The sequence below is a fragment of the Kluyvera sp. 1366 genome, from assembly GCF_054823405.1.
This window is the reverse complement of record NZ_JBTRDW010000003.1, coordinates 278,697-303,912: the sequence shown is the minus strand read 5'-3', so window position 1 is coordinate 303,912 and position 25,216 is coordinate 278,697. Positions and strand designations below refer to the sequence as shown.

General features: G+C 55.1%; 23 protein-coding genes and 6 tRNA genes. 12 read left to right on the top strand and 17 right to left on the bottom strand.

Annotation, left to right across the window (positions count from 1 at the left end):
* Positions 1-26: 26 nt before the first annotated feature.
* The 4 genes from ACVLVH_RS08215 to ACVLVH_RS08200 all read right to left on the bottom strand — a co-directional run bounded on the left by ACVLVH_RS08215 (position 27) and on the right by ACVLVH_RS08200 (position 424).
* A tRNA-Lys gene (locus ACVLVH_RS08215) sits at positions 27-102 on the bottom strand.
* A gap of 4 nt (positions 103-106) precedes the next feature.
* Positions 107-182: transfer RNA gene (locus ACVLVH_RS08210), tRNA-Val, on the bottom strand.
* A 41-nt stretch (positions 183-223) separates the two neighbouring features.
* Positions 224-299 (bottom strand) — tRNA-Val (locus tag ACVLVH_RS08205).
* Between the two features lie 49 nt (positions 300-348).
* Positions 349-424, bottom strand: a tRNA-Val gene (locus ACVLVH_RS08200).
* A 273-nt stretch (positions 425-697) separates the two neighbouring features.
* On the opposite strand from ACVLVH_RS08200, the gene gltX reads away from it, so the two are divergent.
* A complete protein-coding gene (gltX, locus tag ACVLVH_RS08195; RefSeq protein WP_101763585.1) occupies positions 698-2,119 on the top strand; it encodes a glutamate--tRNA ligase in 1,422 nt (473 codons plus the stop codon).
* Positions 2,120-2,154: 35 nt separating this feature from the next.
* Here the strand turns inward: gltX and ACVLVH_RS08190 are convergent, their stop codons facing one another.
* Together ACVLVH_RS08190 and ACVLVH_RS08185 are read right to left on the bottom strand one after the other, a co-directional pair.
* Positions 2,155-2,508 carry a YfeC-like transcriptional regulator gene (locus ACVLVH_RS08190; protein WP_192411427.1) on the bottom strand — a complete coding sequence of 118 codons (354 nt, stop codon included), beginning with the start codon at positions 2,506-2,508 and terminating at the stop codon, positions 2,155-2,157.
* Positions 2,509-2,619: 111 nt separating this feature from the next.
* The gene (locus ACVLVH_RS08185) at positions 2,620-3,408 is read right to left on the bottom strand and encodes a formate/nitrite transporter family protein (protein ID WP_498949169.1); all 789 of its coding nucleotides are present in this window, start codon (positions 3,406-3,408) and stop codon (positions 2,620-2,622) included.
* A 362-nt stretch (positions 3,409-3,770) separates the two neighbouring features.
* On the opposite strand from ACVLVH_RS08185, the gene ACVLVH_RS08180 reads away from it, so the two are divergent.
* Together ACVLVH_RS08180 and ACVLVH_RS08175 are read left to right on the top strand one after the other, a co-directional pair.
* A tRNA-Ala gene (locus ACVLVH_RS08180) sits at positions 3,771-3,846 on the top strand.
* Between the two features lie 42 nt (positions 3,847-3,888).
* A tRNA-Ala gene (locus tag ACVLVH_RS08175) sits at positions 3,889-3,964 on the top strand.
* A 125-nt stretch (positions 3,965-4,089) separates the two neighbouring features.
* Here ACVLVH_RS08175 and ACVLVH_RS08170 read toward each other — a convergent pair.
* From ACVLVH_RS08170 to ACVLVH_RS08155, 4 genes are all read right to left on the bottom strand, one after another.
* A complete protein-coding gene (locus ACVLVH_RS08170; protein WP_498949167.1) occupies positions 4,090-5,706 on the bottom strand; it encodes a rhodanese homology domain-containing protein in 1,617 nt (538 codons plus the stop codon).
* Positions 5,699-6,289, bottom strand: coding sequence for a cysteine dioxygenase family protein (locus ACVLVH_RS08165; protein WP_498949165.1), 591 nt, complete (start codon positions 6,287-6,289; stop codon positions 5,699-5,701). Before ACVLVH_RS08165 ends, ACVLVH_RS08170 begins: the two co-directional genes overlap by 8 nt.
* Positions 6,290-6,294: 5 nt before the next feature.
* Entirely contained in the window at positions 6,295-7,383 is a 1,089-nt protein-coding gene (locus ACVLVH_RS08160; protein WP_137386237.1) for an LLM class flavin-dependent oxidoreductase, read from the bottom strand.
* Positions 7,384-7,575: 192 nt separating this feature from the next.
* A complete protein-coding gene (locus ACVLVH_RS08155; RefSeq protein ID WP_101763591.1) occupies positions 7,576-8,766 on the bottom strand; it encodes a NupC/NupG family nucleoside CNT transporter in 1,191 nt (396 codons plus the stop codon).
* Positions 8,767-9,135: 369 nt separating this feature from the next.
* On the opposite strand from ACVLVH_RS08155, the gene ACVLVH_RS08150 reads away from it, so the two are divergent.
* Positions 9,136-10,377, top strand: coding sequence for an Nramp family divalent metal transporter (locus tag ACVLVH_RS08150; RefSeq protein ID WP_192411431.1), 1,242 nt, complete (start codon positions 9,136-9,138; stop codon positions 10,375-10,377).
* 45 nt (positions 10,378-10,422) lie between these two features.
* Here ACVLVH_RS08150 and ACVLVH_RS08145 read toward each other — a convergent pair whose 3' ends face one another.
* Both ACVLVH_RS08145 and mgrA read right to left on the bottom strand, forming a co-directional pair.
* A complete protein-coding gene (locus ACVLVH_RS08145) occupies positions 10,423-10,779 on the bottom strand; it encodes a DUF2502 domain-containing protein (RefSeq protein ID WP_101763592.1) in 357 nt (118 codons plus the stop codon).
* A gap of 159 nt (positions 10,780-10,938) precedes the next feature.
* Positions 10,939-11,928 carry an L-glyceraldehyde 3-phosphate reductase gene (mgrA, locus tag ACVLVH_RS08140; protein WP_277973924.1) on the bottom strand — a complete coding sequence of 330 codons (990 nt, stop codon included), beginning with the start codon at positions 11,926-11,928 and terminating at the stop codon, positions 10,939-10,941.
* 213 nt (positions 11,929-12,141) lie between these two features.
* Between mgrA and ACVLVH_RS08135 the strand changes: the two genes are divergently transcribed.
* Both ACVLVH_RS08135 and glk read left to right on the top strand, forming a co-directional pair.
* A complete protein-coding gene (locus ACVLVH_RS08135) occupies positions 12,142-13,794 on the top strand; it encodes an alpha-keto acid decarboxylase family protein (protein WP_498949163.1) in 1,653 nt (550 codons plus the stop codon).
* 160 nt (positions 13,795-13,954) lie between these two features.
* Positions 13,955-14,920 (top strand): glucokinase, encoded by a 966-nt coding sequence (glk, locus tag ACVLVH_RS08130; RefSeq protein ID WP_101763595.1) that lies wholly within the window; start codon positions 13,955-13,957, stop codon positions 14,918-14,920.
* 31 nt (positions 14,921-14,951) lie between these two features.
* Here the strand turns inward: glk and ACVLVH_RS08125 are convergent, their stop codons facing one another.
* Together ACVLVH_RS08125 and ACVLVH_RS08120 are read right to left on the bottom strand one after the other, a co-directional pair.
* Positions 14,952-15,677 (bottom strand): LytR/AlgR family response regulator transcription factor, encoded by a 726-nt coding sequence (locus ACVLVH_RS08125; protein WP_280171932.1) that lies wholly within the window; start codon positions 15,675-15,677, stop codon positions 14,952-14,954.
* Complete coding sequence (locus ACVLVH_RS08120) at positions 15,674-17,365, bottom strand: sensor histidine kinase (protein WP_110866529.1); 1,692 nt, start codon at positions 17,363-17,365, stop codon at positions 15,674-15,676. Before ACVLVH_RS08120 ends, ACVLVH_RS08125 begins: the two co-directional genes overlap by 4 nt.
* A gap of 270 nt (positions 17,366-17,635) precedes the next feature.
* Here ACVLVH_RS08120 and ACVLVH_RS08115 point away from each other — a divergent pair, with 270 nt between their 5' ends.
* Positions 17,636-18,160, top strand: a complete 525-nt coding sequence (locus ACVLVH_RS08115) for a GNAT family N-acetyltransferase (protein WP_280171931.1) — start codon at positions 17,636-17,638, stop codon at positions 18,158-18,160.
* A 118-nt stretch (positions 18,161-18,278) separates the two neighbouring features.
* Entirely contained in the window at positions 18,279-19,517 is a 1,239-nt protein-coding gene (gene alaC, locus ACVLVH_RS08110; RefSeq protein ID WP_008101332.1) for an alanine transaminase, read from the top strand.
* A gap of 41 nt (positions 19,518-19,558) precedes the next feature.
* Here the strand turns inward: alaC and ypdK are convergent, their stop codons facing one another.
* From ypdK to ACVLVH_RS08095, 3 genes are all read right to left on the bottom strand, one after another.
* Positions 19,559-19,630, bottom strand: a complete 72-nt coding sequence (gene ypdK / locus ACVLVH_RS08105; protein WP_099686956.1) for a membrane protein YpdK — start codon at positions 19,628-19,630, stop codon at positions 19,559-19,561.
* Positions 19,631-19,832: 202 nt separating this feature from the next.
* On the bottom strand, positions 19,833-20,861 hold the full coding sequence (locus tag ACVLVH_RS08100) for an HlyD family secretion protein (protein ID WP_101763599.1): 1,029 nt from the start codon (positions 20,859-20,861) through the stop codon (positions 19,833-19,835).
* A gap of 5 nt (positions 20,862-20,866) precedes the next feature.
* The gene (locus ACVLVH_RS08095) at positions 20,867-22,468 is read right to left on the bottom strand and encodes an MFS transporter (protein ID WP_336768629.1); all 1,602 of its coding nucleotides are present in this window, start codon (positions 22,466-22,468) and stop codon (positions 20,867-20,869) included.
* 150 nt (positions 22,469-22,618) lie between these two features.
* Here ACVLVH_RS08095 and ACVLVH_RS08090 point away from each other — a divergent pair, with 150 nt between their 5' ends.
* From ACVLVH_RS08090 to ACVLVH_RS08075, 4 genes are all read left to right on the top strand, one after another.
* Complete coding sequence (locus tag ACVLVH_RS08090) at positions 22,619-23,404, top strand: IclR family transcriptional regulator (protein WP_008101326.1); 786 nt, start codon at positions 22,619-22,621, stop codon at positions 23,402-23,404.
* Between the two features lie 7 nt (positions 23,405-23,411).
* On the top strand, positions 23,412-23,864 hold the full coding sequence (locus tag ACVLVH_RS08085; RefSeq protein ID WP_101763602.1) for a universal stress protein: 453 nt from the start codon (positions 23,412-23,414) through the stop codon (positions 23,862-23,864).
* A gap of 9 nt (positions 23,865-23,873) precedes the next feature.
* The gene (locus ACVLVH_RS08080; RefSeq protein ID WP_277973921.1) at positions 23,874-24,677 is read left to right on the top strand and encodes a hypothetical protein; all 804 of its coding nucleotides are present in this window, start codon (positions 23,874-23,876) and stop codon (positions 24,675-24,677) included.
* 252 nt (positions 24,678-24,929) lie between these two features.
* Positions 24,930-25,211, top strand: a complete 282-nt coding sequence (locus ACVLVH_RS08075; protein WP_008101319.1) for a putative periplasmic lipoprotein — start codon at positions 24,930-24,932, stop codon at positions 25,209-25,211.
* Positions 25,212-25,216: the final 5 nt, after the last annotated feature.

The following is a 25,216-nucleotide window of genomic DNA, read 5'->3' as shown; positions in this document are numbered from 1 at the left end:
GGCGCCTTTAGGGCGCCTTTTTACATTGGTGGGTCGTGCAGGATTCGAACCTGCGACCAATTGATTAAAAGTCAACTGCTCTACCAACTGAGCTAACGACCCGAAGTGGTGGGTGATGACGGGCTCGAACCGCCGACCCCCTCCTTGTAAGGGAGATGCTCTACCAACTGAGCTAATCACCCACTTCGGTACTGCTTAACAAGAGTGTCATCTGACTAAGATATGGTGGGTGATGACGGGCTCGAACCGCCGACCCCCTCCTTGTAAGGGAGATGCTCTACCAACTGAGCTAATCACCCATATCTTATCTCTTGTTCACTGCGGGCCATCTTTAAACCTTCAAAAGAGTGGTGGGTGATGACGGGCTCGAACCGCCGACCCCCTCCTTGTAAGGGAGATGCTCTACCAACTGAGCTAATCACCCCCGCTGTGTGGAGTCGCATTATAGGGATCCTTCAAAGTGAGTCAACGGTTTTTAAAACATAAATGTGCGTTCGCTTTAAAAATAATCATCGTGGGGCGCTTTTCGCCAATGTGCTGGTTTTATTAGCAGAAAAGCGCACAGCAAACCGGGATGCCACCGCGACAATCATTGAGGAATCAGCCTCACCTGCTAGAATGTGCGCACTGTTTTTTCGCGTTAACCCGTTTTTTTGTCATCCAGACAATGAAACCTGCGCATTTAAGGCAATGCTGAATGAAAATCAAAACTCGCTTCGCACCCAGCCCAACGGGCTATCTGCACGTAGGCGGTGCTCGTACTGCTCTTTACTCCTGGCTTTATGCTCGCCATAACAAAGGCGAATTCGTTCTGCGTATCGAAGATACCGATCTGGAGCGTTCCACACCGGAAGCCATTGAAGCCATCATGGATGGTATGAACTGGCTGAGCCTTAACTGGGATGAAGGTCCGTATTATCAGACCAAGCGTTTTGATCGCTACAACGCGGTGATCGACGATATGCTGGAAGCGGGCACGGCCTATAAATGCTACTGCAGCAAAGAACGTCTCGATGCGCTGCGTGAAGAGCAGATGGAAAAAGGCGAAAAACCGCGTTATGACGGTCGCTGCCGCGACAGCCATGAACATCACGCCGCTGATGAGCCGTGCGTGGTGCGCTTCCGTAACCCGCAGGATGGTTCTGTCATCTTTGACGATCAGATTCGTGGTCCGATTGAATTCAGCAATCAGGAACTGGATGACCTGATCATTCGTCGTACCGACGGTTCACCCACCTATAACTTCTGTGTGGTGGTGGATGACTGGGATATGGGCATCACTCACGTGATTCGTGGTGAAGACCATATCAACAACACGCCACGCCAGATCAATATCCTGAAAGCGATCGGTGCAGAAGTGCCAACCTACGCGCACGTATCAATGATCCTCGGCGATGACAGTAAGAAGTTGTCCAAACGTCATGGCGCTGTTGGCGTGATGCAGTATCGTGATGACGGTTATTTGCCGGAAGCGCTGCTCAACTATCTGGTACGTCTTGGCTGGTCACATGGCGATCAGGAGATTTTCAGCGTGCCGGAAATGGCAGAGCTGTTCACTCTGGATGCCGTGAGTAAGTCGGCCAGTGCTTTCAATACTGAAAAACTGCAGTGGCTGAATCATCACTACATTAATACGCTGCCGCCGGAGTACGTTGCTACGCAGCTGCAATGGCATATTGAGCAGCAGAAGATTGATACCCGCACCGGTCCGGAGCTGGCAAAGCTGGTTACCTTGTTGGGCGAGCGTTGCAAAACCCTGGTAGAGATCGCGGCATCTTGTCGTTACTTCTATGAAGAGTTTGAAGCCTTTGATGCTGACGCGGCGAAGAAGCATCTGCGTCCGGTCGCGCGTCAGCCGCTGGAAGTGGTGCGCGACAAACTGGCTGCAATCAGCGACAGCAACTGGAACGCAGAGAATGTGCATCATGCAATTCAGTCTGCGGCAGATGAGCTGGAGCTGGGGATGGGCAAAGTCGGTATGCCACTGCGTGTAGCGGTGACCGGTTCTGGTCAGTCACCGGCGCTGGATGTGACGGTGGAAGCAATTGGTCGCAGCCGCAGCGTTGCGCGAATCGAAAAAGCGCTGGCATTCATCGCGGAGCGCGAGGCAAACGCATAATATGAAAAAGCCGGAAGCATCTGCTTCCGGCTTATTTATTCTTCCTGAATCCCCAGACGTTCCATTACGCCTCGAATTCCCTCCCGCAACAACAACGCCGCAAATTGCTCTTGCTCCGCTGCCGTCATTTGCTGGACAGAATTTATTAATAACGCAGGTAACGTATTTTGTTGTGCACCGTAATTAGCCGCCGGTTCGTTCGCGTGGCGGGTGGATTGAACAAAGCTCTTTACGCGCTCGTCTATATGGATCAATCGCGCTTTACCGCCCTGAACACCGGGCTTTGGCGTGGTTGTCCAGTTTTCACGCTTGATCCATTTATTCACCGTTTGCCGACTGTAGCCCGTTTCCTGCGCGAGCTCCTCGGGGGTAAGCCATTCCTTTTTCACGATGCTGTCCCTGTTAAATACATTAGTTCTACATATTACAACAAAACGTAACGGGGAAAAGTAACCTGAACAGAAAATGCCTTCTGCTCTCCAACAAAAGGCAAAATTAGGTTATTGCGCCTGGCTCACTGCGGGTTGTTCCGGACGGAAAGCGATGAAATAGGTGAGGCCAACAAAAATTGCACCGCCCACGCCGTTACCGAGGAACACCGCGATCACGTTTGGCGCAAATTCCGCCCAGCTCATCTGCCCGGCAAAAATTGCCGCCGGAACAATAAACATGTTTGCGACGACGTGCTGGAAGCCAATCGCCACGAACGCCATCACCGGGAACCACATACCGAAGATTTTACCTACCACATCTTTACTGGCGAAGGCGAGCCACACCGCCAGACACACCAGCCAGTTGCAGCCCACGCCGGAAATAAAGGCGTGCAGGAAATCGGCATTCACTTTAGCGTGCGCAATCGCCACGGTTTTTTTCAGGTAATCGCCTTCGGTCATGCCCAGCATGTGACCAAAGAACCATGCAACCGCAACGCTGCCAATGAAATTGGCGAGGGTAACCCAAAACCAGTTACGCAGAACGTTGAAGCTACTGATGCGACGAGCGAACCAGGCGATGGGCATCGTCATCATATTGCCGGTCAGCAGCTCGCCGCCCGCCAGTACCGTCATGATCAACCCGACCGGGAACACCGCAGCGCCGAGCAGCACGCCGAATGAACCCCATTCAGCAGGCAGTTGGTTAATGACATGCAGATCGAGCAGGAAGCCAGTGGCGATAAACGCACCGGCCATAAAGCCAAGAATCAACAAGGTGGAGATAGGCAGGCGGCTTTTAGCCACGCCAGCTTGAATCGCCAGTTGGGCGATCTCTTTAGGTGTATGCAGCGACATAGTTCACTTTTCTTTTATGGATTAATGGGGACGTTGCTGGCCGGTCATTGAGAGAACACCCTGGTAGGATGACCGGTTAATTAGCGCGCTAAGTTTTACACGCACTTTTAACGAAAACAAGACTGCTTCTAACATCTTTAACCTAAAGTTAACGCTGGGTTGAGGTTAGAGTAGGGAAGCATTGCCGGAGGTTGCATAGAAATAGTCGCGAAGCGGGATGGAGTGTTGAAAAAAAAGCCATGCTGACGCGGGGTTGACGCCTTTTTCAGCGATCAAACACAGAACGAGAATTTGACGTTGACACTCAAGGGGCGGTTTCATATTATCCCGTCCGTCGAGTTTACTCGGCAGTTTTTCGGTTCGGGGGTATAGCTCAGCTGGGAGAGCGCTTGCATGGCATGCAAGAGGTCAGCGGTTCGATCCCGCTTATCTCCACCAAACCGCTCCCAACGGTTTGACCGAAAAATGATTTCCAGATGTGGGGGTATAGCTCAGCTGGGAGAGCGCTTGCATGGCATGCAAGAGGTCAGCGGTTCGATCCCGCTTATCTCCACCAAATCTCTGTTCATTCTGAACACATTCAAAAAATTACCTTCTTAAACGCAACGCAGTAAACTGCGATTTTGTCGTTTGAAAGGCCGCCATTTTGGCGACCTCATCGCTCACCACGCGAAACTATCATCAGGCCGAAACAGCCTGCGGCTGCCATTGCAGCACCCGGAAACCGTGCGTGCCATCGCGATCCAGCTGCGCCACCAAACCGTATTCCCAGTCCAGATACGCCTGCATCACGCCCGCTTCAATATCGGTGCCTTCATACGGGCGGCGATAGCGATCAATGGCCGGGGACAGCAGTTGCTGCTCTCCTTGCTCCGTCGGCAAACCCGCTTCGCGCCAGGCAGCGTTACCGCCCTCCAGCACAAACACCGGCTTGTCGGTCAGCTCAGCCACTTGTTGCACCGCATAACCCGCTAGCAGGCTGCTGCCGCAGGTCAGAACATAGCGACGTGCCTCCGGCAACAACGCTTTGCCTTGCTGCTGCAGGGTAGAGCGCAGCAACCAGGCCGCGCCCGGAATATGGCTGTTGAGATGGTTCGCGCGCGTGGTGAAATCCAGTACCTGCGTTTGTCCTTCCTGCAGCCATTCCGCTAACTGCTGCGGTGAGATGAATTCGGGTTGAGCGACGGGCGGCACCTGCGCTTTCCAGTTACCGCGTTCACTGAAATCACTGGCCTGCAGCTCCTCCAGCACCGAAACCTGCCAGCCAAGCTGCGCCAGCCAGGATGCGGTCATATTGGCGCGCACGCCGTCATCATCAATTAGCACAATGCGCGCACCGCGCACGCTGGCGTAATGATCGGTCTCCTGCACCAGTTGACCTCCCGGCACATGGCGGCTACCAGGCAGATGCCCGGCGGCGTATTCGTCGGCACCGCGCACATCAAACAGATAAGTGGTGCGCGTCTCCTGCTGCCAGCGTTTCAGCGTGGCGAGTGGGATACGTTCCACACCGGCGCGATCGGCGATGATGCGCGCATTGTTCGACGCCTGACGCTGTGCGGTTTCGCTGGCCTCACCGTAGCGGCGCGACTGGCCTTTATCCAGCGCATGCCCGGCCAGCGTCCAGCCGATGGTACCATTACGCAGTGCGAACACCGGATTGCGAATCCCGGCGTTCACCAGCGATTGCGTACCAATGATACTGCGCGTGCGGCCGGCGCAGTTCACTATCACCGTGGTCTCCGGCGATGGCGCGATGTCACGTACGCGCAGCACCAGTTCACCGCCCGGCACGCTGGTGGCGCCTGGAATACTCATGGTTTGATATTCATCGAAACGACGCGCATCGAGCACCACCACGTTAGCATCGCTGTTAATCAGCTGATGCACCTCGTCCGCAGATAAAGAAGGTGTGTGATTGTGATGCTCAACCAGCTCGCCAAAGGCTTTGCTGGGTGAATTCACGTCGATAAACAGTTCGCCGCCCGCCGCTTGCCAGCCGGCCAAATCATCTGCCAGCAGCGCGACGTTGCTGTAACCCAGCGCGGCAATCCGTTCGGCAGCGGTTTGCGCCAGGCCTTCGTTACCGTCATACAGCGTGATCGCGGTGGTGCGCTGCGGAATGCGGTCCAGCAGCTCAAGCTCCAGTTTTGACAGTGGAATATTCACCGCAAACAACGGATGCGCGGTGGCAAATAGCGCTTCATCGCGCACATCGACAATCGCCACTTCCTGCTGCTGGCGCAGGGCCTCAATAATTTCCGCCGCCTGGCGTAAAGGGAAAACCGGTTTAGTCATGTGAAAGGTCCCAAATGTTCGGTAAGTAACGGTTGCTGTAACCGGAGATAAACGTTTTTTCACTGCCGTCTTCGCGGTAGACCGCGCGTTTGACCGCGCCAATGTTGGCGCCATAAACGTGAATGCTGATGGAGACGCGGTCGTCATAGGCGTTGCTGACGCGATGAATATCGCCTACCGTCGGCGACACCGCTTCAACGCGGCCGGGATCTAGTCGGACTGGCGCGCCTTCCGGCTGCAATCCGTTTGGCCCCGGCTGCCAGGATTGTGAAATCTCTGCGCCGCGCAGCATGCCAATCAATCCCCATACGCGATGGTCGTGAATCGGCGTTTGCTGGCCTGGCCCCCAGACGAAACTCACCACCGAAAAGCGCTGCTGCGCATCGGCATACAACAAATATTGTTGATAGTGTTCGGGATGAGGTTGGGTAAAGGCGTCGTCCAGCCAGTCGTCGTGGCGAATCAACTCGACAAGCCACGCGCTGCCACGCTGCAACACCGTGGCTTCCTCCGGCTGCGCATCCAGTAAGTTGGCAAGATTGGTGACAAAATCACGCAGGCGCTGGTGCTGATACTGGCTCATAAGCTTCAGGCGCTCCTTTTATCGGCGGCTGAGAGCGCATCGACTTTCTCGCGCGTCAGCGGAATCAGCTCGCGACCATATTCCACCGCATCGTTAAGCGGATCGAAGCCGCGAATCAGCACGCTATGAATGCCAAGGCGATAATATTCCAGCAGTGCATCGGAAACTTGCTCCGGCGTTCCCACCAGCGCAGTGGAGTTGTAGCCGCCCTGGACCAATTTTGCGACGCCGGTCCACAGCACTTTATCCAGACGATCGCCTTCATTGGCGGCGGCGAGTAAACGCTGCGCGCCAACGCTCTGCGGCTTCGCCTTACCAAAGGCAAAGCCACTTTCGTTAAGCTGTTTTTCGGCCGTGGCGCGGATGTGCTCCGCACGTTCCCAGGCTTCTTTTTCAGTTGTGCCAAGAATCGGCCGGAACGAGATGTTGAAGTTAATTTCGCGGCCCTGTCTGGCGGCAGCGGCACGCACGTTGCGTACCGTCTCTTCCGCGCCTTTCAGCGGCTCGCCCCACAGCGCAAACACATCGGCATGGCGTGCTGCAACATCAATCGCCTCCTGCGACGATCCGCCAAAATAGATGGGCAGTTTATTCTGCAGCGGTTTGATGGCTGAGAACGCCTGCTCGGCCTGATAAAACTGGCCTTGATGATCGTACGGCTGCGCGGATTCGAGGCTCTGCTTCAATACGGTGAGGAACTCATCGCTACGCGCATAGCGCTCGGCTTTATTGAGGAAGTCACCGTCGCGGCGCTGCTCAGCATCGCTGCCGCCGCTGATGATGTGCACCGCTAAGCGACCGTCGGTGAGGTGATCAAGCGAAGCCAGTTTGCGCGCCGCTAACGTCGGCGAGACAAAGCCGGGACGATGCGCCAGCAAAAATTTCAGCGTCGAGGTGTGCGCCGCCGCGTGCGCGGTGACCAGAAAACCATCCGGCTGATCCGACCAATAGCCCACCAGAATGCGATCAAAACCGGCGTCTTCGTGCGCCCGCGCAAAACGCGCAATGTACTCTTTATCGAACAGCGGGCCGCTAGCCGGAATAATTTCGGAAGCGAGGCGGTGGCCAATCATGCCAAGGAATTGAATGCTCATGCGGTTCTCCTGAAGTGACGTCATGGAGAAAAACTACGGGCGCAGGCGGTGTGAACGGAAATTCAATATTGTGCAAAGGTTTTGCGTTTAACAGTGAAGCGGGTGATAGCGGGGGAAAAGCGGAAGCGACGCGGATTAGAACCGATGGAAATAATTAAGAAGAGAAGGGCGAGCCGCAGCTCGCCCCGTATATCAGAAGGCCAATACCAGACCAGCGATAGCGGCTGACAGCACGCTCACCAGCGTTGAACCGTACAGCAGTTTCAGGCCGAAGCGTGAAACCACGTTACCTTGCTCTTCGTGCAGACCTTTAATCGCGCCCGCCACAATCCCGATAGAGGAGAAGTTAGCAAAGGAGACCAGGAACACCGAGAGAATACCTTCCGAGTGTGGCGACAGCTGACCGGCGATTTTCTGCAGATCCATCATTGCCACGAATTCGTTGGAAACCAGTTTGGTGGCCATGATGCTGCCTACTTGCAGCGCTTCGTGTGAAGGAACACCCATCACCCACGCAAATGGATAGAACACATAACCCAGCACGCCCTGGAAGCTGATGCCGAAAATCAGGTCGAACAGCGCGTTCAGACCGGTGATCAAGGCGATAAAACCAATCAGCATTGCGGCAACAATCATCGCAACTTTAAAACCGGCGAGGATGTATTCGCCCAGCATTTCGAAGAAGCTCTGGCCTTTATGCAGGTCCTGCAGTTGCAGATCTTCTTCGCTGTCCACGCGGTACGGGTTAATCAGCGACAGCACAATAAAGGTGCTGAACATGTTCAATACCAGCGCGGCCACCACATATTTTGGCTGCAGCATGGTCATGTAGGCGCCGACAATCGACATCGAAACTGTCGACATGGCAGTCGCTGCCATGGTGTACATACGGCGCTGTGACATTTTGCCAAGGATATCTTTATAAGCGATGAAGTTTTCTGACTGTCCCAAAATCAGAGAACTCACGGCGTTAAAGGATTCCAGTTTGCCCATACCGTTTACTTTGGACAGCACGGTACCAATGCCGCGAATCACCCACGGCAAGATGCGGAAATGCTGCAAAATACCGATTAACGCAGAGATGAAAATGATGGGGCAAAGCACGTTAAGGAAGAAGAAAGCGAGACCTTTTTCGCTCATATTGCCAAACACGAAGTTGGTGCCTTCGGCGGCATATTTGAGCAGATGATCAAAGAATCCTGCGAAGCCCTGCACAAAGCCGAGACCGATGGAGGAGTTCAGGAAGAACCAGGCCAGCAGAATTTCGATTACCAGAAGTTGAACGATATAACGAAGACGGATGCTTTTACGATCGTGGCTGACCAGCAAGGCCAGCACCGCTACCACCACTAGTGCTAAAAGAAAATGCAAAACATGGGACATGTCGGCTCCAAATTTGAGGAGGGTTGTATTTTGTTGCGTATTCTATGTAACGCGTTACTTAAAAACGAGATCAAAACCACATTATAAGTATTCGCTATCGCGTTTTTTCTCAGATAAGTCTGACCGCTCACAACCCTATTACAAATTCATCACAAGAAATATCCACAAAAACATTGTCTATAAAATAACCCAAGAGTAGAGTCTTTTGCGTTGCACTTGTTTTTAGCAAGAACTGACTTTACCGCAATGTATAGCAATGGCTATACTTTATAGCACCATCTATTACTACAATAACTATAACCAAATTTCATCTGCCTTGAATGACCCTTAATCTGAACAGGTCAACAAGCATTAGGACAGGGTAAAACTATGCTAGAAAGCCGCACCGCCGAGCGCGCCGCTCGCGGAGCCAGAAAGATCAAACTCGCGCTGCTGGGCCCCGCCTTTATTGCGGCGATTGGCTACATCGATCCCGGCAACTTCGCGACCAACATTCAGGCCGGCGCCGCCTACGGCTACAAGCTGTTATGGGTGGTGGTGTGGGCCAACGTCATGGCGATGCTGATCCAGCTGATGTCCGCCAAGCTGGGCATTGCTACCGGCAAAAATCTTGCAGAACACATCCGCGATCGCTTCCCGCGCCCGGCGGTGTGGTTCTATTGGGTGCAGGCGGAAATCATCGCCATGGCCACCGATCTCGCTGAATTTATCGGCGCGGCGCTCGGCTTCAAGCTATTACTTGGCATTTCCCTGCTGCAGGGGGCGGTGTTAACCGGTATCGCGACCTACCTGATTCTGATGCTGCAAAGTCGCGGGCAGAAGCCGCTGGAACTGGTGATTGGCGGTCTGCTGCTGTTTGTAGCGGCGGCTTATATTGTGGAGCTGTTTTTCTCCCAGCCTAAAGTGAGTGAGCTGGTGGTTGGCATGGCGCTGCCATCGCTGCCAACATCGGATGCGGTATTCCTCGCAGCTGGTGTGTTAGGCGCCACCATTATGCCGCACGTGATTTATCTGCACTCGGCGCTGACGCAGCACGGCAATAAAGGCAGCAAGGCGCAACGTTACAGTTCAACCAAGCTGGATGTGGCTATCGCCATGACCATCGCTGGCTTTGTGAATCTGGCGATGATGGCCACCGCCGCTGCGGCATTTCACTTTAGCGGTCACTCCAGCATCGTCGATCTCGATCAGGCATACTTAACGCTGCAACCGCTGTTGGGTGAAGCGGCAGCGATTGTGTTCGGTTTGAGTCTGGTGGCTGCTGGTCTCTCCTCAACCGTGGTTGGCACGCTGGCGGGACAAGTGGTGATGCAGGGCTTTATCCGTTTCCACATTCCGCTGTGGTTCCGCCGCACTATCACCATGTTGCCCTCTTTTATAGTAATTTGGGCGGGCTGGGATCCCACGCGCATTCTGGTAATGAGTCAGGTGCTGTTGAGTTTCGGTATCGCGCTGGCGCTGATTCCGCTGCTCTCCTTTACCGGCAACCGCGAATTGATGGGCGATGAGATGGTGAACTCACGCCTGATGCAAAATGCCGGGCGGCTGATTGTGATGCTGGTGATCGCCCTCAATCTCTATTTGCTGGTCGGCGAAGCGCTCGGTTGGTAACTGCCAGAGAAAAGAAAAATCCCGCCATTGTGCGGGATTTTTTGTTTAGTGATGATGGTGATCGTGGTGACCTCGACGATCATCATGGCGATGATCGTGGCGGTGATGTTCACGACGTTCACGCTCATGCCAGCGGCGTTCGCGCTCACGTTCATAGGCGCGATGACGTTTCCACTCTTCGTGACGCCACCAGCGATGATCGTTGTACTGATAACGATCGTTCCACCAGCGCGGCTCGCGCCAGCGCCCCCCGTCCCAGTAATTACCGTGACGATCGCGATCGCCGAGATGCAGCGTAACGCCCGGACCCAAATTGATGGTGGCGCTGTCGGCTTGTGCTGTGCTGATAGCCAATGGGGATAAGGTTGCCAGCAAGGCGGCAAACAAAATGGCACGTTTCATAACTTCTCCTTTTCAGTAGCTTATAACTGCCACCGTTGCGCTAGTTTGCCACATCGGACCAGGGAAGCCTTGAGAATCCGTCTGAAAACGCTGAGGGAAATCTGAAATGAGAATTTTCTGCTGCGGAAAACGCCCGACCAATGCCGGGCGGGTAAACGTTTACACTAAGATATTGTGGATAGCGTCGATCTCATCCTGGCTTAGTTCCGGCTGGCTCAACATCTCAACCGCATCATCAATTTGCGTGGTTTTACTGGCGCCAATCAGCACCGAGGTAACACGCGCATCGCGCAGCACCCAGCTCAGCGCCATCTGCGCCAGCTTCTGGCCGCGCTGTTGGGCAATCGCCTGCAGCTGACGCACTTTTTCCATCTTCTCTTGCGTCAGCTGGTTTTCATTCAGGAACTTACTGCCGCTGGCGATGCGCGAGTCTTGTGGAATACCCTGCAAATAGCGGTCGGTTAACACGCCTCCCGCCAGCGGCGAGAAGGCGATGCAACCAACGCCGTTGTCGCCCAGCACATCCAGTAAACCCTGTTCAGGCGTACGTTCAAACATCGAATAACGCGGCTGGTGGATCAGGCAAGGCGTGCCGAGATCGCGCAGAATCGCAATCGCTTCGGCGGCTTTGTCTGCCGGATAGTTGGAGATGGCGGCATACAGCGCTTTGCCCTGACGCACCACCTGATCCAGCGCACGCATGGTCTCTTCCAGCGGCGTTTCGGGATCGGGGCGGTGATGATAGAAGATATCAACGTACTCCAATCCCATGCGCTTCAGGCTTTGATCGAGACTGGAAATCAGATACTTGCGCGAACCCCAATCGCCGTATGGGCCGTCCCACATGGTGTAACCGGCTTTAGTTGAAATCACCAGCTCGTCACGCAGCCCCTGAAAATCCTCGCGCAGAATGCGACCAAAGTTGGATTCCGCCGATCCCGGCGGCGGGCCGTAATTATTGGCGAGATCGAAATGGGTAATGCCGCGATCAAAGGCATGGCGCAGCAGTTCACGGCTGTTATCGACGCGGGTACTGTCGCCAAAGTTATGCCATAAACCCAGTGAAATCGCCGGTAACTTCAGGCCGCTACGGCCACTGCGGCGGTATTGCATCTGTTGATAACGTTCGGGATGGGGAAAAGCACTCATGCAGCGTTCCTGTCTCATAGGGGAGAAAGTGACATCAGCCTATCAGTGTATGCGTTTACACTAAGGTGAAACGCGCCGAAGATCGCAACTTACAGAATTATCTGTCGTCGTAACGAATGCTTGCCACAAATCACCACGCCACGATGATGAATATCTCGCCAATTCAGCCACATCGCTAATACTCCTGATTATCCCCTTAACAAGGAGCTGTCGATGAAAAACCCGAACGTTGGCGATTATTTACTGCACCGATTACAGCAAGCTGGCATCCGTCATCTGTTCGGCGTGCCCGGCGATTACAACCTGCAATTTCTCGACAGCGTGATTGCGCATCCCGACATTGCCTGGGTTGGCTGTGCCAATGAACTGAATGCGGCGTATGCGGCGGATGGTTACGGGCGCTGCAACGGTGCGGCGGCACTGCTGACCACCTTTGGCGTCGGCGAGCTCAGCGCAATCAACGGCATCGCCGGCAGCTATGCCGAATATGTGCCGGTGATTCATATCGTTGGCGCCCCCGCCAGTCAGGCGCAACAACAGGGCGATTGTGTGCACCATTCGCTGGGCGACGGCGATTTTGGTCACTTCCTGCGTATGGCGCAGGAAGTCAGTGTGGCATCGGCGGTGCTGACGGCGGAAAACGCAGTGACTGAGATTGATCGCGTTATCAGCGAGGCGCTAACGCAACATCGCCCCGGCTATTTATTGCTGGCGGTGGATGTGGCGGCGGCTGAGATTTCGCTACCAGAAGAAAAAAATACAGCCGCAGATAACCATCAGCAGGTTGCCGTGGCCTTTGCCGATGCGGCAGAACGCTTGCTGGCACCGGCACAGCGCGTGGCGCTGTTGGCTGATTTCCTGGCCTCACGCTGGCAGTTGCAGCCACAGCTTGAGGCGTTGCGCCAGCTGCGTGCGATTCCTGCCGCCACCTTGTTGATGGGCAAGGGCGTGCTGAACGAGCAGCAGCCGGGCTTCGTCGGTACGTATGCCGCGCAAGGCAGCAGCGATGCGGTGCGTCAGGCCATCGAAGATACCGACGTTACGCTGTGCGTCGGCGTGCGGTTTACCGACACCTTAACCGCCGGCTTCACACAAAATCTGCCCGCTGAGCGCGTGATCGATTTGCAGCCGTTTCAGGCCACGGTCGCTGGCGAGGTGTTTGCGCCGTTGAGCATGCAGCAGGCGCTGGCGGCGCTGACGCCGATTTATCAGCGTCACTGCGCGCACTGGCGGCTGGCAGATGCGCCTGAGTGCGAGGAAAGTGAGCAAATTGCTGCGGCGGTAATCAGTCAGCAGGCATTCTGGCAGGCGATGCAGCGCTTCCTGCAACACGGTGATATTATCCTTGCCGATCAAGGCACTGCGGCCTTTGGTGCGGCGGCGCTGCGTTTACCGCAGGATGCACAACTGTTGGTGCAACCGCTGTGGGGATCGATTGGCTATACTTTACCCGCCACTTTTGGTGCGCAAACCGCGCAGCCAGATCGGCGGGTCATCCTGATCATTGGCGATGGCTCTGCGCAGCTGACGATTCAGGAGTTAGGTTCGATGCTACGCGACGGCCAGCAGCCGATTATCTTCTTGATTAATAACGATGGTTATACCGTTGAGCGCGCGATTCACGGTGCTGAGCAACGTTACAATGATATCGCGCAATGGAACTGGACCGCGCTACCGCAGGCGCTGAGCCAGCACTGTGCGGCGCAAAGCTGGCGCGTCAGCGAAACGGTGCAACTCGACGCGGTGATGGAACAATTAATGCGGAATCGACGTCTGTCGCTGGTGGAAGTGGTGATGGACAAACAGGACTTGCCGCCGCTGCTGCGTAAAGTCACCGCCGCACTGCATCAGCGTAATAGTGGCTAAATTTCGGAAAGTTGCCGCTGGGAAGTCGGGCAGGTGATCGGTAGGCTGTGCAGCATCTTTGAATGGATTACGCCCATCGTGCAGGTGGGCGTTGTTGTTTTATTGGCAGGCTTTTATAGTGTCCTGCAATTGTTTATGACCCAAGCGGAGCAGCAGAAGAATGACAACATACGCCCTGGTCGGCGATGTGGGCGGTACCAATGCCCGTCTCGCATTGTGTGAGGTAGAAAACGGCGCTATCTCGCAAGCCCAAACTTTCTCAACATCAGACTACGACAATCTCGAAGCGGTGATTCGCCACTATCTGGACGAGCAAAAACAGGACATTAAGCACGCCTGTATCGCTATTGCCTGTCCGATTACCGGCGATTGGGTGGAGATGACCAACCACGATTGGGCGTTCTCGACCAAAGTGATGAAAGAGCATCTGGCGCTGGAAAGCCTGGAAATCATCAATGATTTCACCGCCGTTTCGATGGCGATTCCGATGCTGAGCGAACAGGAAGTGATTCAGTTTGGCGGTAGAGCGCCGGTTGAAGGCAAGCCTATCGCGATTTATGGTGCGGGTACCGGCCTCGGCGTCAGCCATTTAGTGCACGTGGATAAGCGCTGGATCAGCTTGCCGGGCGAGGGCGGTCACGTTGACTTCGCGCCAAATAGCGAAGAAGAGGGTGAAATTCTCGAAGTGCTGCGCGCGGAGATTGGCCACGTTTCGGCGGAACGCGTGCTGTCCGGTGCCGGTTTGGTTAATCTGTATCGCGCCATCGTGAAGTCAGATGAGCGTGAGCCAGAAAACCTCAAGCCTAAAGATGTCACCGAACGCGCATTAAAAGATACCTGCATTGATTGCCGTCGCGCGCTGTCGTTGTTCTGCGTGATCATGGGCCGTTTTGGCGGCAACCTGGCGCTGAATCTGGGCACCTTCGGCGGCGTTTATATCGCGGGCGGTATTGTGCCGCGCTTCCTCGATTTCTTTAAAGCTTCCGGTTTCCGCGCGGCATTTGAAGATAAAGGTCGCTTCCGCGATTACCTGGTCGATATTCCGGTATATATGATCACTCACGATCAGCCGGGCTTACTCGGCGCCGGTGCGCACCTGCGTCAGGTGTTGGGCCGCGAGCTGTAAACACGCAGGCGAGCGGCATCCGCCGTTCGCCTTATAATCTCATCAACTGCCGAAAGGCTTTCACCTTGCTGCGACTCACCGGCACCTGCGCATCCAAATCACGCAACTTCACCAAATAGGTATTGTTAAACCACGGCTCGATTTCACGAATCTTGCTCAGGTTGACGCAGTAAGAGCGATGGCAGCGGAAGAACTGCTGTTCCGGTAAACGGCTGCAAAACTCACTGATCACCATCGACATCACATAGGCTTCGCGCCGCGTATACACAAACGTCAACTTCTCGTGCGCCTCAACGTAATAAATCTCGTTGATATCGGTGACGATAATGCGTTCATCTTTCACCAGATTGACGGTTTGTGGCGAGCTGGCCGCCGCGTTTTGTGGTTGCAACTGTTGTTGCGCGCTGGCTTCCAGTTTCCGCAGCATGGTCATGATGCGCGACTCATGATACGGCTTGAGAATGTAGTCAAACGCATCCAGCTCAAACGCTTCAACCGCATGCTCTTTCCACGCGGTGATAAACACAATCAATGGCTTATGAGCAAACTGGTTGATGTTTTGCGCCAGCAGCATGCCATCAAGCGAAGGAATGTTGATATCGAGGAAAATCACATCCACACGATGGTTCTGCAGATATTTCAGCACTTCCAGCCCATCATCAAAGCAGGCCTCAACGCTGATTTGGCTATGTTGCTGAATCATCCAGCTTAACTCTTGCTGGGCGAGAAACTCGTCTTCAACGATGATGGCTTTCACGTGGCGGTTTCCGTGGTGGGGCGCAGCGGGGCAGGCAGCCGCTGGCCATTCTTGCTAAGCGTAAAGGCGATTTCCGTGCCGGGATGATGGCGGGTGATGACCAAACCCTGGCCGGAGAGCAGCTTAACGCGATGATGCACATTCAGCAGACCAATTTTGTTGCCGGGCATCTCGTTTCGCGCCACGCGGCTCATCACATCATCGCTGATGCCATCGCCGGTATCGCGCACCGCAACGCGCACTCGATCGCCTAAATCCTTTACGCTCAGCGTCACTACGCCTTTGCCGCGGCAAGGCTGAATGCCGTGCACAATCGCGTTCTCTACCAGCGGCTGAATCAGTAGGCTGGGCAGCGTGAAGTGCAGATCTTCATCCACGTCATAAATCATCGACAGCTTATCGCCGAAACGCGCCTGCTCAATCGCGATATAATCCTTCACCTGCCACAACTCTTTCTTGATATCGATAAGCTCGTCATCGTTGAGTTCGAGGTTGTAACGCAGATAACGTGACAGATTGATCACCAACTGGCGCGCGGTGTCCGGATTAAGGCGAATCGAAGAGGAAATAGCATTCAGGGCGTTAAACAGGAAATGCGGGTTAATTTTGCTTTGCAGCGCGCGCAATTCTGCCTTGTTCGCCATCTCGCGCAGCTGTTCAGCCCGCGAGACTTCCAGCTGGGTGGAGATGATTTGCGACAGCCCAATCGCCATCTCTTTCAGCGAACCGGTGATGCGATGCGCACGGCGATAATAGATTTTTAGCGTGCCGGTGACTTCCCCTTTTTCCCAAAGGGGAATAACCAGCATCGAGTGAATATCTTTGGTACGATGCGCCTCGTCGTTGTTTTTAATAATGATTTTACCGCTGGCGATTGCCTGCGCGGTGGTCGGGCTGATGGCATCATCGCCGTTGTGATAGTTCTGCTCGCCGTAGCCGACGTAAGCGAGAATCTGTTTGTTATTGGTGATGGCGACTGCATCGGCGTGAATGTCGGTGCGGATGATATCGCACACTTTATGCAGCGACTGGCTATCAACCTGGCGAAACAGCGGCAATGTTTTGTTAGCGATCTCCAGCGCCAGCTTGGCCTGACGCGCCGCAATCGCCTCTTTTTCACCTTCGACGCTCTGCACCAGCAGCACGATTAAACCGATGCTTGAGGCGCCCAGAATCATCGGCAGCGCAATCTCGGACACAATCGCCAGTCCCAGCGTCATCGGCTTGGCCCACAGCACAATCAGCAGCATGGTCAGGCTTTCGCACAACATGCCGCCAAGAATACCGGCGCGCCAGCGCTGCTCTTTATTCACCCGGCGGTTGATCACGCCCGAAGCGATACCGGCAATAATGCTGGTGATCAGGCAAGGCACCGCCGTGACGCCATCCATATCAATTAGATAGCGATGCAAACCGGCAATCACGCCGGTGGCGATGCCTACCCACGGACCAAACAGAATGCCGCCGGACATCACCGCAATCACGCGCACATTGAGCAGCGAGCCGTCGACGTTAATGCCTGACCAGGTGCTGAACAGCGCAAACAGCGAGAATATTGCCGTTACCACCAGTTTTTCTCGCACCGAATGCTCATCTTTTTGCAACAGCTGACGAAACACCCGCGTGCGCGTGAGGAAGAACAGACAGATCAGCATCAGCGCCGCGCGGTCAAAAACCGCCAGCAGCATGTCGAAGTGGGAAGGCAAGGGCATCTCTCAGGCAAGAAACGGGAGGCTATGATAAAAAATGTGGTCACGATCCGCCAGCGCCACGGCAATCTGCAGACCTTTCTCGTAGCCGGGATCAATTTTGAGCATGCCTGGTCGCCATAAATAGCGACATCCGCCAAAAGAGGAAAACTTGAGTAACAAAAAGAGGATTAGCGAAAGCGTGCGCCGATCGCTGGTTGTCAATACGCCGGTTTGCTATGTTGCCGGATAAAAAAGGGGAGCTCAGCCATGCAATTACTCACGCCACGTTTGTCCCTCAGTCGGCTTCAACCTGAAGACTGGCGGATTTTCAAAACGGTACATCAGGACCGCGCGACCATGACGTGGGTCAGTGAAATCCCGGATGAAAACGATATTCGTCAACGCTTTACTGAGCGTCTGGCGCCATGGCAGGCGAGCAGTTTTCATATGCTGTGTCTGGTGGCGCGCATCCGGGAAACCGGCGAGCCGATTGGCCTGTTTGGCTGCAGCGCCGAGTGGCATCCCTATCGTCAGGCCGAAGTGGGTTACATGCTGCGCGCGGCGTTTACCGGAATGGGTTATGGCAGTGAAGCGCTCGACGCGCTGTGCCAGTTTTTGCTGCAGGCAGAATTTCATAAGTTGAAAGCGATGGTGATTGAGGGGAATTGGCCGTCACGCCGCATTCTGGAGAAGAATGGTTTCGTCCTTGAGGGTACGCTGCGGGATAATTATCTGCTAAACGGCCAATGGGTAAGCGATTGGGTGTTTGGCCGCCTGAATCCGCAACATTAAAAAAATTTCCGTCTGCTCTCGACAATCTTGTTATCAGCGCGTTATGTTCTTGGTGCGGTCACCACAGTGACCCACGTCGCTCGGACGGTCCGGGCGCTTACGTAAACCAGAGGACATCATGGCTGATAACAGCACACCCCGTCGTTTCTCGCGTATTGAACGCCTTCCCCCGTATGTTTTTAACATTACCGCTGAATTGAAGATGGCTGCGCGTCGGCGCGGCGAAGACATCATCGATTTTTCGATGGGCAATCCGGATGGCCCCACGCCGCCGCACATCGTCGAAAAACTCTGCCAGGTGGCGCAGCGCGAAGACACGCACGGTTACTCAACCTCGAAAGGTATTCCCCGTTTGCGTCGCGCGATTTCGCGCTGGTACGCAGACCGTTATCAGGTAGAGATCGATCCAGAATCGGAAGCAATAGTCACCATCGGCTCCAAAGAGGGTTTGGCGCACTTGATGCTGGCCACGCTCGATCACGGCGACACCGTGCTGGTGCCGAATCCCAGCTATCCAATTCACATTTACGGCGCGGTCATTGCCGGCGCGCAGGTGCGTTCTGTTCCGTTGGTAGCGGGCGTTGATTTCTTCAACGAGCTGGAGCGGGCGATTCGCGAAAGCTATCCCAAACCGAAAATGATGATTCTCGGCTTCCCGTCGAACCCTACAGCGCAATGCGTTGAGCTCGACTTCTTTGAGCGCGTCATCGCGCTGGCGAAGCAGTACAACGTGCTGGTCATCCACGATCTCGCCTACGCTGATATCACCTACGATGGCTGGAAAGCGCCGTCGATTATGCAGGTGCCAGGCGCGCGTGATGTGGCGGTAGAATTCTTTACCCTGTCGAAAAGCTACAACATGGCGGGCTGGCGCATCGGCTTTATGGTCGGTAACAAAGAGCTGGTCTCCGCGCTGGCACGCATCAAAAGTTATCACGATTACGGCACCTTCACGCCACTGCAGGTCGCGGCGATTGCGGCGCTGGAAGGCGATCAACAGTGCGTGCGCGATATCGCTGAACAATACAAACGCCGCCGCGATGTGCTGGTGAAAGGCCTGCACGAAGCGGGCTGGATGGTCGATCTGCCGAAGGCGTCGATGTACGTCTGGGCGAAAATTCCCGATCACTACGCGCATCTTGGCTCACTGGAGTTCGCCAAATTACTGATGCAGGAAGCCAAAGTGTGCGTCTCGCCGGGCATCGGTTTCGGTGATTACGGTGATACCCACGTGCGTTTCGCGCTGATTGAAAACAGCGATCGTATTCGTCAGGCGGTGCGGGGGATTAAATCGATGTTCCGTGCCGATGGCATTTTGCCGGGAACGGTGAAAGCGCTGGAAGAAGAAGAGGAATAACCATTAAGTGGGGCGACTCAGCGTCGCCCCGCCTGGCGGCTCTACAGCATCAGTACAAAAGTACCGACCCAAAGCAACAGGAAGAAAGATATTCCCATCAAAGCGTATCTCACAAAACAACTCCTCTGAGCGGCTACCCGGCGGGCGATCCCAAACCCGCGTAACCCGAACAGAATAAGAGAAAGGTGGAGTTCATCATCGCTACACGCTTTCTTCTCAGGTCGCTCCAGGCAAGCCCGGAACAGGATCGAGGGCTAATTTACGCGGATTTGTCCCAAAAATAAATAGGCCGCTTCTGAGATATCGCTCACATTTTCAGCGGGTCTCAATCTCCGGTATCGCCGACATCCCCACGCGCAGTTTTGCCAGATCCGGCTGGTTCTCATCGAGCACAATTTTCACCGGTAAACGTTGTACCACTTTGGTGTAATTGCCGGTGGCGTTGTCCGGCGAAATGGCGGAAAAGGTCGCGCCCGTCGCCGGAGCGATGCTGTCGACGCGGCCGCTAAATACCTTGCCTGGCAAGGCGTCCACCTTCACGCTCACTTTCTGCCCTTGCTGCACATCCGCCAACTGGGTTTCCAGATAATTAGCGGTGATATAGGTTTGCTGCAGCGGCACCACCGCCAGCAAACGCGTGCCTGCGCTAACGTAGGCGCCGAGGCGCACCGAACGTTGACCGACCATGCCATCCACCGGCGCCACAATCCGTGTATAGGAAAGATTGAGCTGCGCCTGATCGACGCTGGCCTGCGCGGCAGCGACATCGGCAGCGGCCTGACGCACCGCAGCTTGTAGCACGCCAACCTGCTTGACGGCGGAAGCCAGCGCCGCTTCGCTCTGGCGGACGGTAGCCGAGGCGGAGCGCTGCGTTGAGTTGGCTTTTTGCTGATCGTCTGCGGCGATGGTGCCACTTTTATACAGCTGGTTGTAACGCGCGGCGCTTTGTCCGGCGTACTGCGCGGAAGCCTGGCTCGCCGCTAACGTGGCCTTCGCCTGGTCGATAGTGGATTGCTGCTGTTCCAGCTGCGCCTGGCTACTCAAACGCTTCGCCTCGCTGACCTGCAAATTGGCCTGCGCGGTCTCTAATGCCACGCGGTAATCGCGATCATCGAGTGTCGCCAGCAGTTCGCCGGCCTTTACGCGCTGGTTGTCTTGCACGTTGACGCTGGCGATGTAGCCGGAAACTTTCGGTGCAACCAGCGTGTAATCGGCATTCACGTAGGCATCGGTGGTGCGGTGATCGTTGCCGGTCATTGATGACCAGACAAAAAAGGCCATCGCTAATAACACCAGTAATAAGGCGCTCAACAGCACCGTTCTCTTCAAAGCAAAAGCTTGCATATCAATTATCTCGACGTCGTCGTAACAGGTTGAATCAGTGTTTGTGGTGGCCACACGCGTTTTGGCAGCCAGGCGGTTAACAGTAAAAGCAGGGCGGCGAAGGCAATCAGCATCTGGTAGCAATCACTCAGGCTCAGCACCATCGCCTGCTGTTTCAGCAAGGTGGCGAAGCCGCTGAGATTTTCCGCGCTGCTGACGCTGCCGTCCGGCAGCAACGGCGCGCTGCTGCTGGATTGTGCGCTGTTCGGCGCCGTCATCAGCCATGAACGGCTGGCGGCGCTATCGACCAGCACGTTGGAGTGGAATTTTTCACGGTGGCTGATAAACCATTCCACCAGCGTGCTGGCGGCGATGCTGGAGAAACCGCGCACCGTGTTGAACATCGCCGAGGCAAAGGGGCCTTCTGGTGGTGCAACCACGCTGGTGGCACTCATCAGCACCGGCAAAATCACCATGGGCTGGCCGAACGCCTGCAAAATCTGAATCAGCCAGAAATTCTGCCGCGCCCAATCGGTGGTGATGTGCATGCCCATCAGGCAGGACGTCACCAACAGCGCTACGCCCGCTGTCAACATCCAGCGGCAATCCACCCAGCGAATATTCAGTAGCGCCGCAACAAAAGGCGCGATCAGCAACTGCGGCAATCCGATGGTCAACGCCAGCGGGGCGAACTGCAGCGTGCGGAAGCCTTGCACCTGCGCCAGATAGGCCGACGGCAGCGCCGAACCTGACAGCGACAGAATCAGCACGCCCGCCAGCACCAGCAATCCGTGCGCGAGATTGCGCCGCCCCAGCATCTGCAATTTGAACAGCGGCAGCGGGTGAAACCATTCATTAATAAAGAACACAGTCAGCAACGCCAGTGCGCTGAATAATAGGCCGCAAAATAACGGCGATTCGAGCCAGTCGAGTCGCTCGCCCTGCGTCAGCGCCAGAATCAACAGCGCCATACCGGAGCAGCCGGTCAGCATGCCAAACAGGTCGATCTGTTTAAAACGCTCAAGGCGCAGCGGATCCTGCGGCAAACCCCAGCTAATCAGCAGCATGGCAATCAGCATGGCGGGCACCACTTGCCAGAAGACAAACAGCCAGCTGACGTCATCGGTCCAGAACGCCGCCAGCGAAGCGGCCATATTCGGACCGAAGGTGGCGGTCAGCGCATATCCGGCTAAACCGTATAATTTGATCGGCGGCGGAAGAAAGCGCAGCGCAACGGTCATCAGCATTGGCGGCAGCGCGCCGCCAAATAACCCCTGCACCACGCGCAATGCGATAAACAGCGTGGCGTTAGGCATCAGCGGCAGCAGCAGACCGCTCAGCATAAAACCAGCGGAGACGGTGAGCGCAAAGCGGCGCAGCGAAAAGGTGACGGCGAACCAGGGCGCAATCATCATTGCCGCCACTTCAGCGGCCTGATACGCGGAGATGATCCAGCTGCCTTGATCGTAACTGATGCCGATGGCAGCGCGGATATCGGCTAACGCGATATCGGTGACGCGATCGTTTAATCCCGATGTGAGCGCGGCAATCAGCACGCCAACCAATCCCAGCGCCAGGCGCAGAGTAAACGGATGGGGGGCCGGAGCCGCAATGGGCTGGGCGTTCATAGCAGGCTTCTCGTTATGATGTTGATGCAGTGTATTGCGATGTGATACAGGTGGCATCTTACATATCGATATGCTGTATTGCAATGTGATACAGGGTGTAAAAGTGCGATCATTCGCGTTAAAGTAGGGCAGGCCAAAAAGGAACGCATCATGGTTGAACTTCCCTCAAGCCGTGAGGATGAAAAAGCGGGTGGCATTCAGGTCATCGCGCGTGCGGCAAAAATTCTGAACGCGCTGGGTGAGCATCCCGGCGGCATGAGTTTGGGTGAAATTGCGCAGGTGGTTGATCTGCCGCGCTCGACGGTGCAGCGCATTATTGGTGCGCTGGACAGCGCACAGCTGGTGCGCAGCAGCGGTGCTGGCGGGTTACGTCTCGGTCCGGCGCTGCTCAAGCTGATCTCCAGCGTGCACAGCGACGTGGTGGAAATCGTGCGTCCATTCCTCGAACAACTCTCTGCAGAGATTAACGAAACGGTATCGCTGGCGCGGGCCAGCGGCACGCAGCTGGCTATCGTGCATTATGTGGTGGCCTCGCGCGAACTGCGCGTGGTGCCGCGCATCGGGCTGAATTTGCCGCTTTACAGCACATCGGGCGGCCGCGCGTTGCTGGCGCTGGAGAGCGATGAAGATGTGCGCGTGATGGTGGGCGAAGCCTATAAAGAGTTAACCGAGATGACGGTGAAAACGCTGCCGCAATTGCTGGAGCTGATTGCCGAGGTACGCGCTAGCGGATTGGCGATCGATCGCGGTGAGACGCTGGAGGGCATTTCGACCATGGCGGTCGCCATTGATACGCTGTTTGGCCGCTTCTCCATCTCATTATTGGTGCCGACCGCGCGTTTTCATAAGCAGGAAGCGCATTATCGTGAGCAAATCATCAAGTGCAAAGACGCCTTGATTCGTGAAATTGGCAAAATGACCGCTGTGGAAGGATAACCAACTGATGAAAACCTTGCTGATGGCCATCGATAACTCTCCGGTGGCGGAAAAAGTGATTGCGTTGACCATTGAACAAGCGCTGGCGCATCAGGCACAGGTCACGGTGCTGTGCTGCGTTGATCCCGCATACTCCTCCTGCAATCAACCGATTGAGATTGATGCCGGTGAAGATCCGGATGATTTTGTGGCGGCGAAAGATGAGCAGAACACCGCCGAAATGGTGGTGCGTCACGCGCTGGCGCCGCTTTTACGCGCGGGCGTGGCGGCAAAGGGGTTGATTCTGGCGGGGGAAGCAGCGGAAACCATTGTGGCGCAATCCACACTTTTGCATGCCAGCATGATCATCATGGGACGCCGTCATCTGTCGCCGTTTAATCGTCTGCTGAAAGGTTCGGTCAGCGCTGCGGTGATTGAACGCGCCAATTGCCCCGTTTTAATTGATGTACGTAAGGATTAACCCCGCTCGATGCTCTCGCTTTTTCCGATTACGCTAGCGGCGTTCGCGCTGCTGGCGATCATTATTATTCTGCTGGTGCGCACCACCTCGCTGCGACTGTGGCAAGGCGTTCTGTTGTTTATCTTGCCGCTGATACTGGCGAATTTACTGTGGTTCAGCTGGCTTCATCCACGTCAGGAGCGGCAGGCGCTGATGGAAGAGGTCGCAACCCAACTCAGCCTTGCGCCCGGTTATCGTCTGCTAAAAATTCAGGAACCCGCATTGTGGCAGTTGCTTAATCGCGAGCTGCTGCATAAACGGCTGGAAGGTGTGCCCGCCAATCAGGCGCTGGGAGATATGCGCGGCTGGTTGATGGATCTGGTTAATCAGCGTCTGACGCGCGCCAGCGATGCGGCGATCATTGATTACATCCGCGTCTCGGTCGAGGAAATGCGGGCGTTGCAGCAGCAGGAACCGCAGCGCTGCTTCCGTTTCCTCTATCCGCAGGTGAATGGCGGCGTCAATTTGCAACAGGTGCTGTCACCGGAACTGAATCAGCGCGATGCGCAAGCACTCGAAACGCTGCTGCAGCAAAGTACCGGCAATGAAAAGCCGCTGGATCAGGCTGCGGCGCAGCGCGATTTACAAAGCGTGGTGGAAAAACTGTATGGCAAGTGGGGCGATCGGCTGCAACAGCTGAATATGCCGGCGGACACCGCGGTTGATCGCGGCGCCATGTGCGCGATGTCGATTGATCTCTACAGCGGCATTCTCGCATTGCCTGACAAACAAGCGGCCAATCTTTTACGTAAGATGGTCAGCCTTACTGGTTAGCAGGCAAAAAAAAAGCCCGCTCAGCGCGGGCATGAAGGTCATTATCAGTATGTTTATTATTAATTCACCTGGTGTGGTGCAGACTTCGTTTTGTCTGAACAGATAATCGCACTCTTACCTTGATAAGTGAAACCGTTTGGTTTTATCGATTTGATTGGCGAAAGCTTCACTAATCCCGGACATTTCGCGCTTTATTCCTATAGATAAGCGCGGCGTTGCCTTTTAGACTGCTACGCTCAAGAGGAAACCCTAATGAAAAAAATGCTTATTAGCGCATTGGCGCTTTTTATGTTGGCGGGTTGTAGCGTCAGCAAACCAGGAGGATTTGAGCGTGTTGATGAAGATACCAGCTCAAATACCGTGCAGTATCGTTACGATCCGCACACGCTGAATAAAGACGCAATGGAGATCGACCTTGCTAATTATTGCAGTCAGCGTGGATTTGATAAGGTGGAATCCCTGCCGTCGCAAAATAGCCATTTGCCCGGACTAAAGAAAGCCTGGTATCAATGTAATTACGCGGTAAAAAGCTAAAAAAA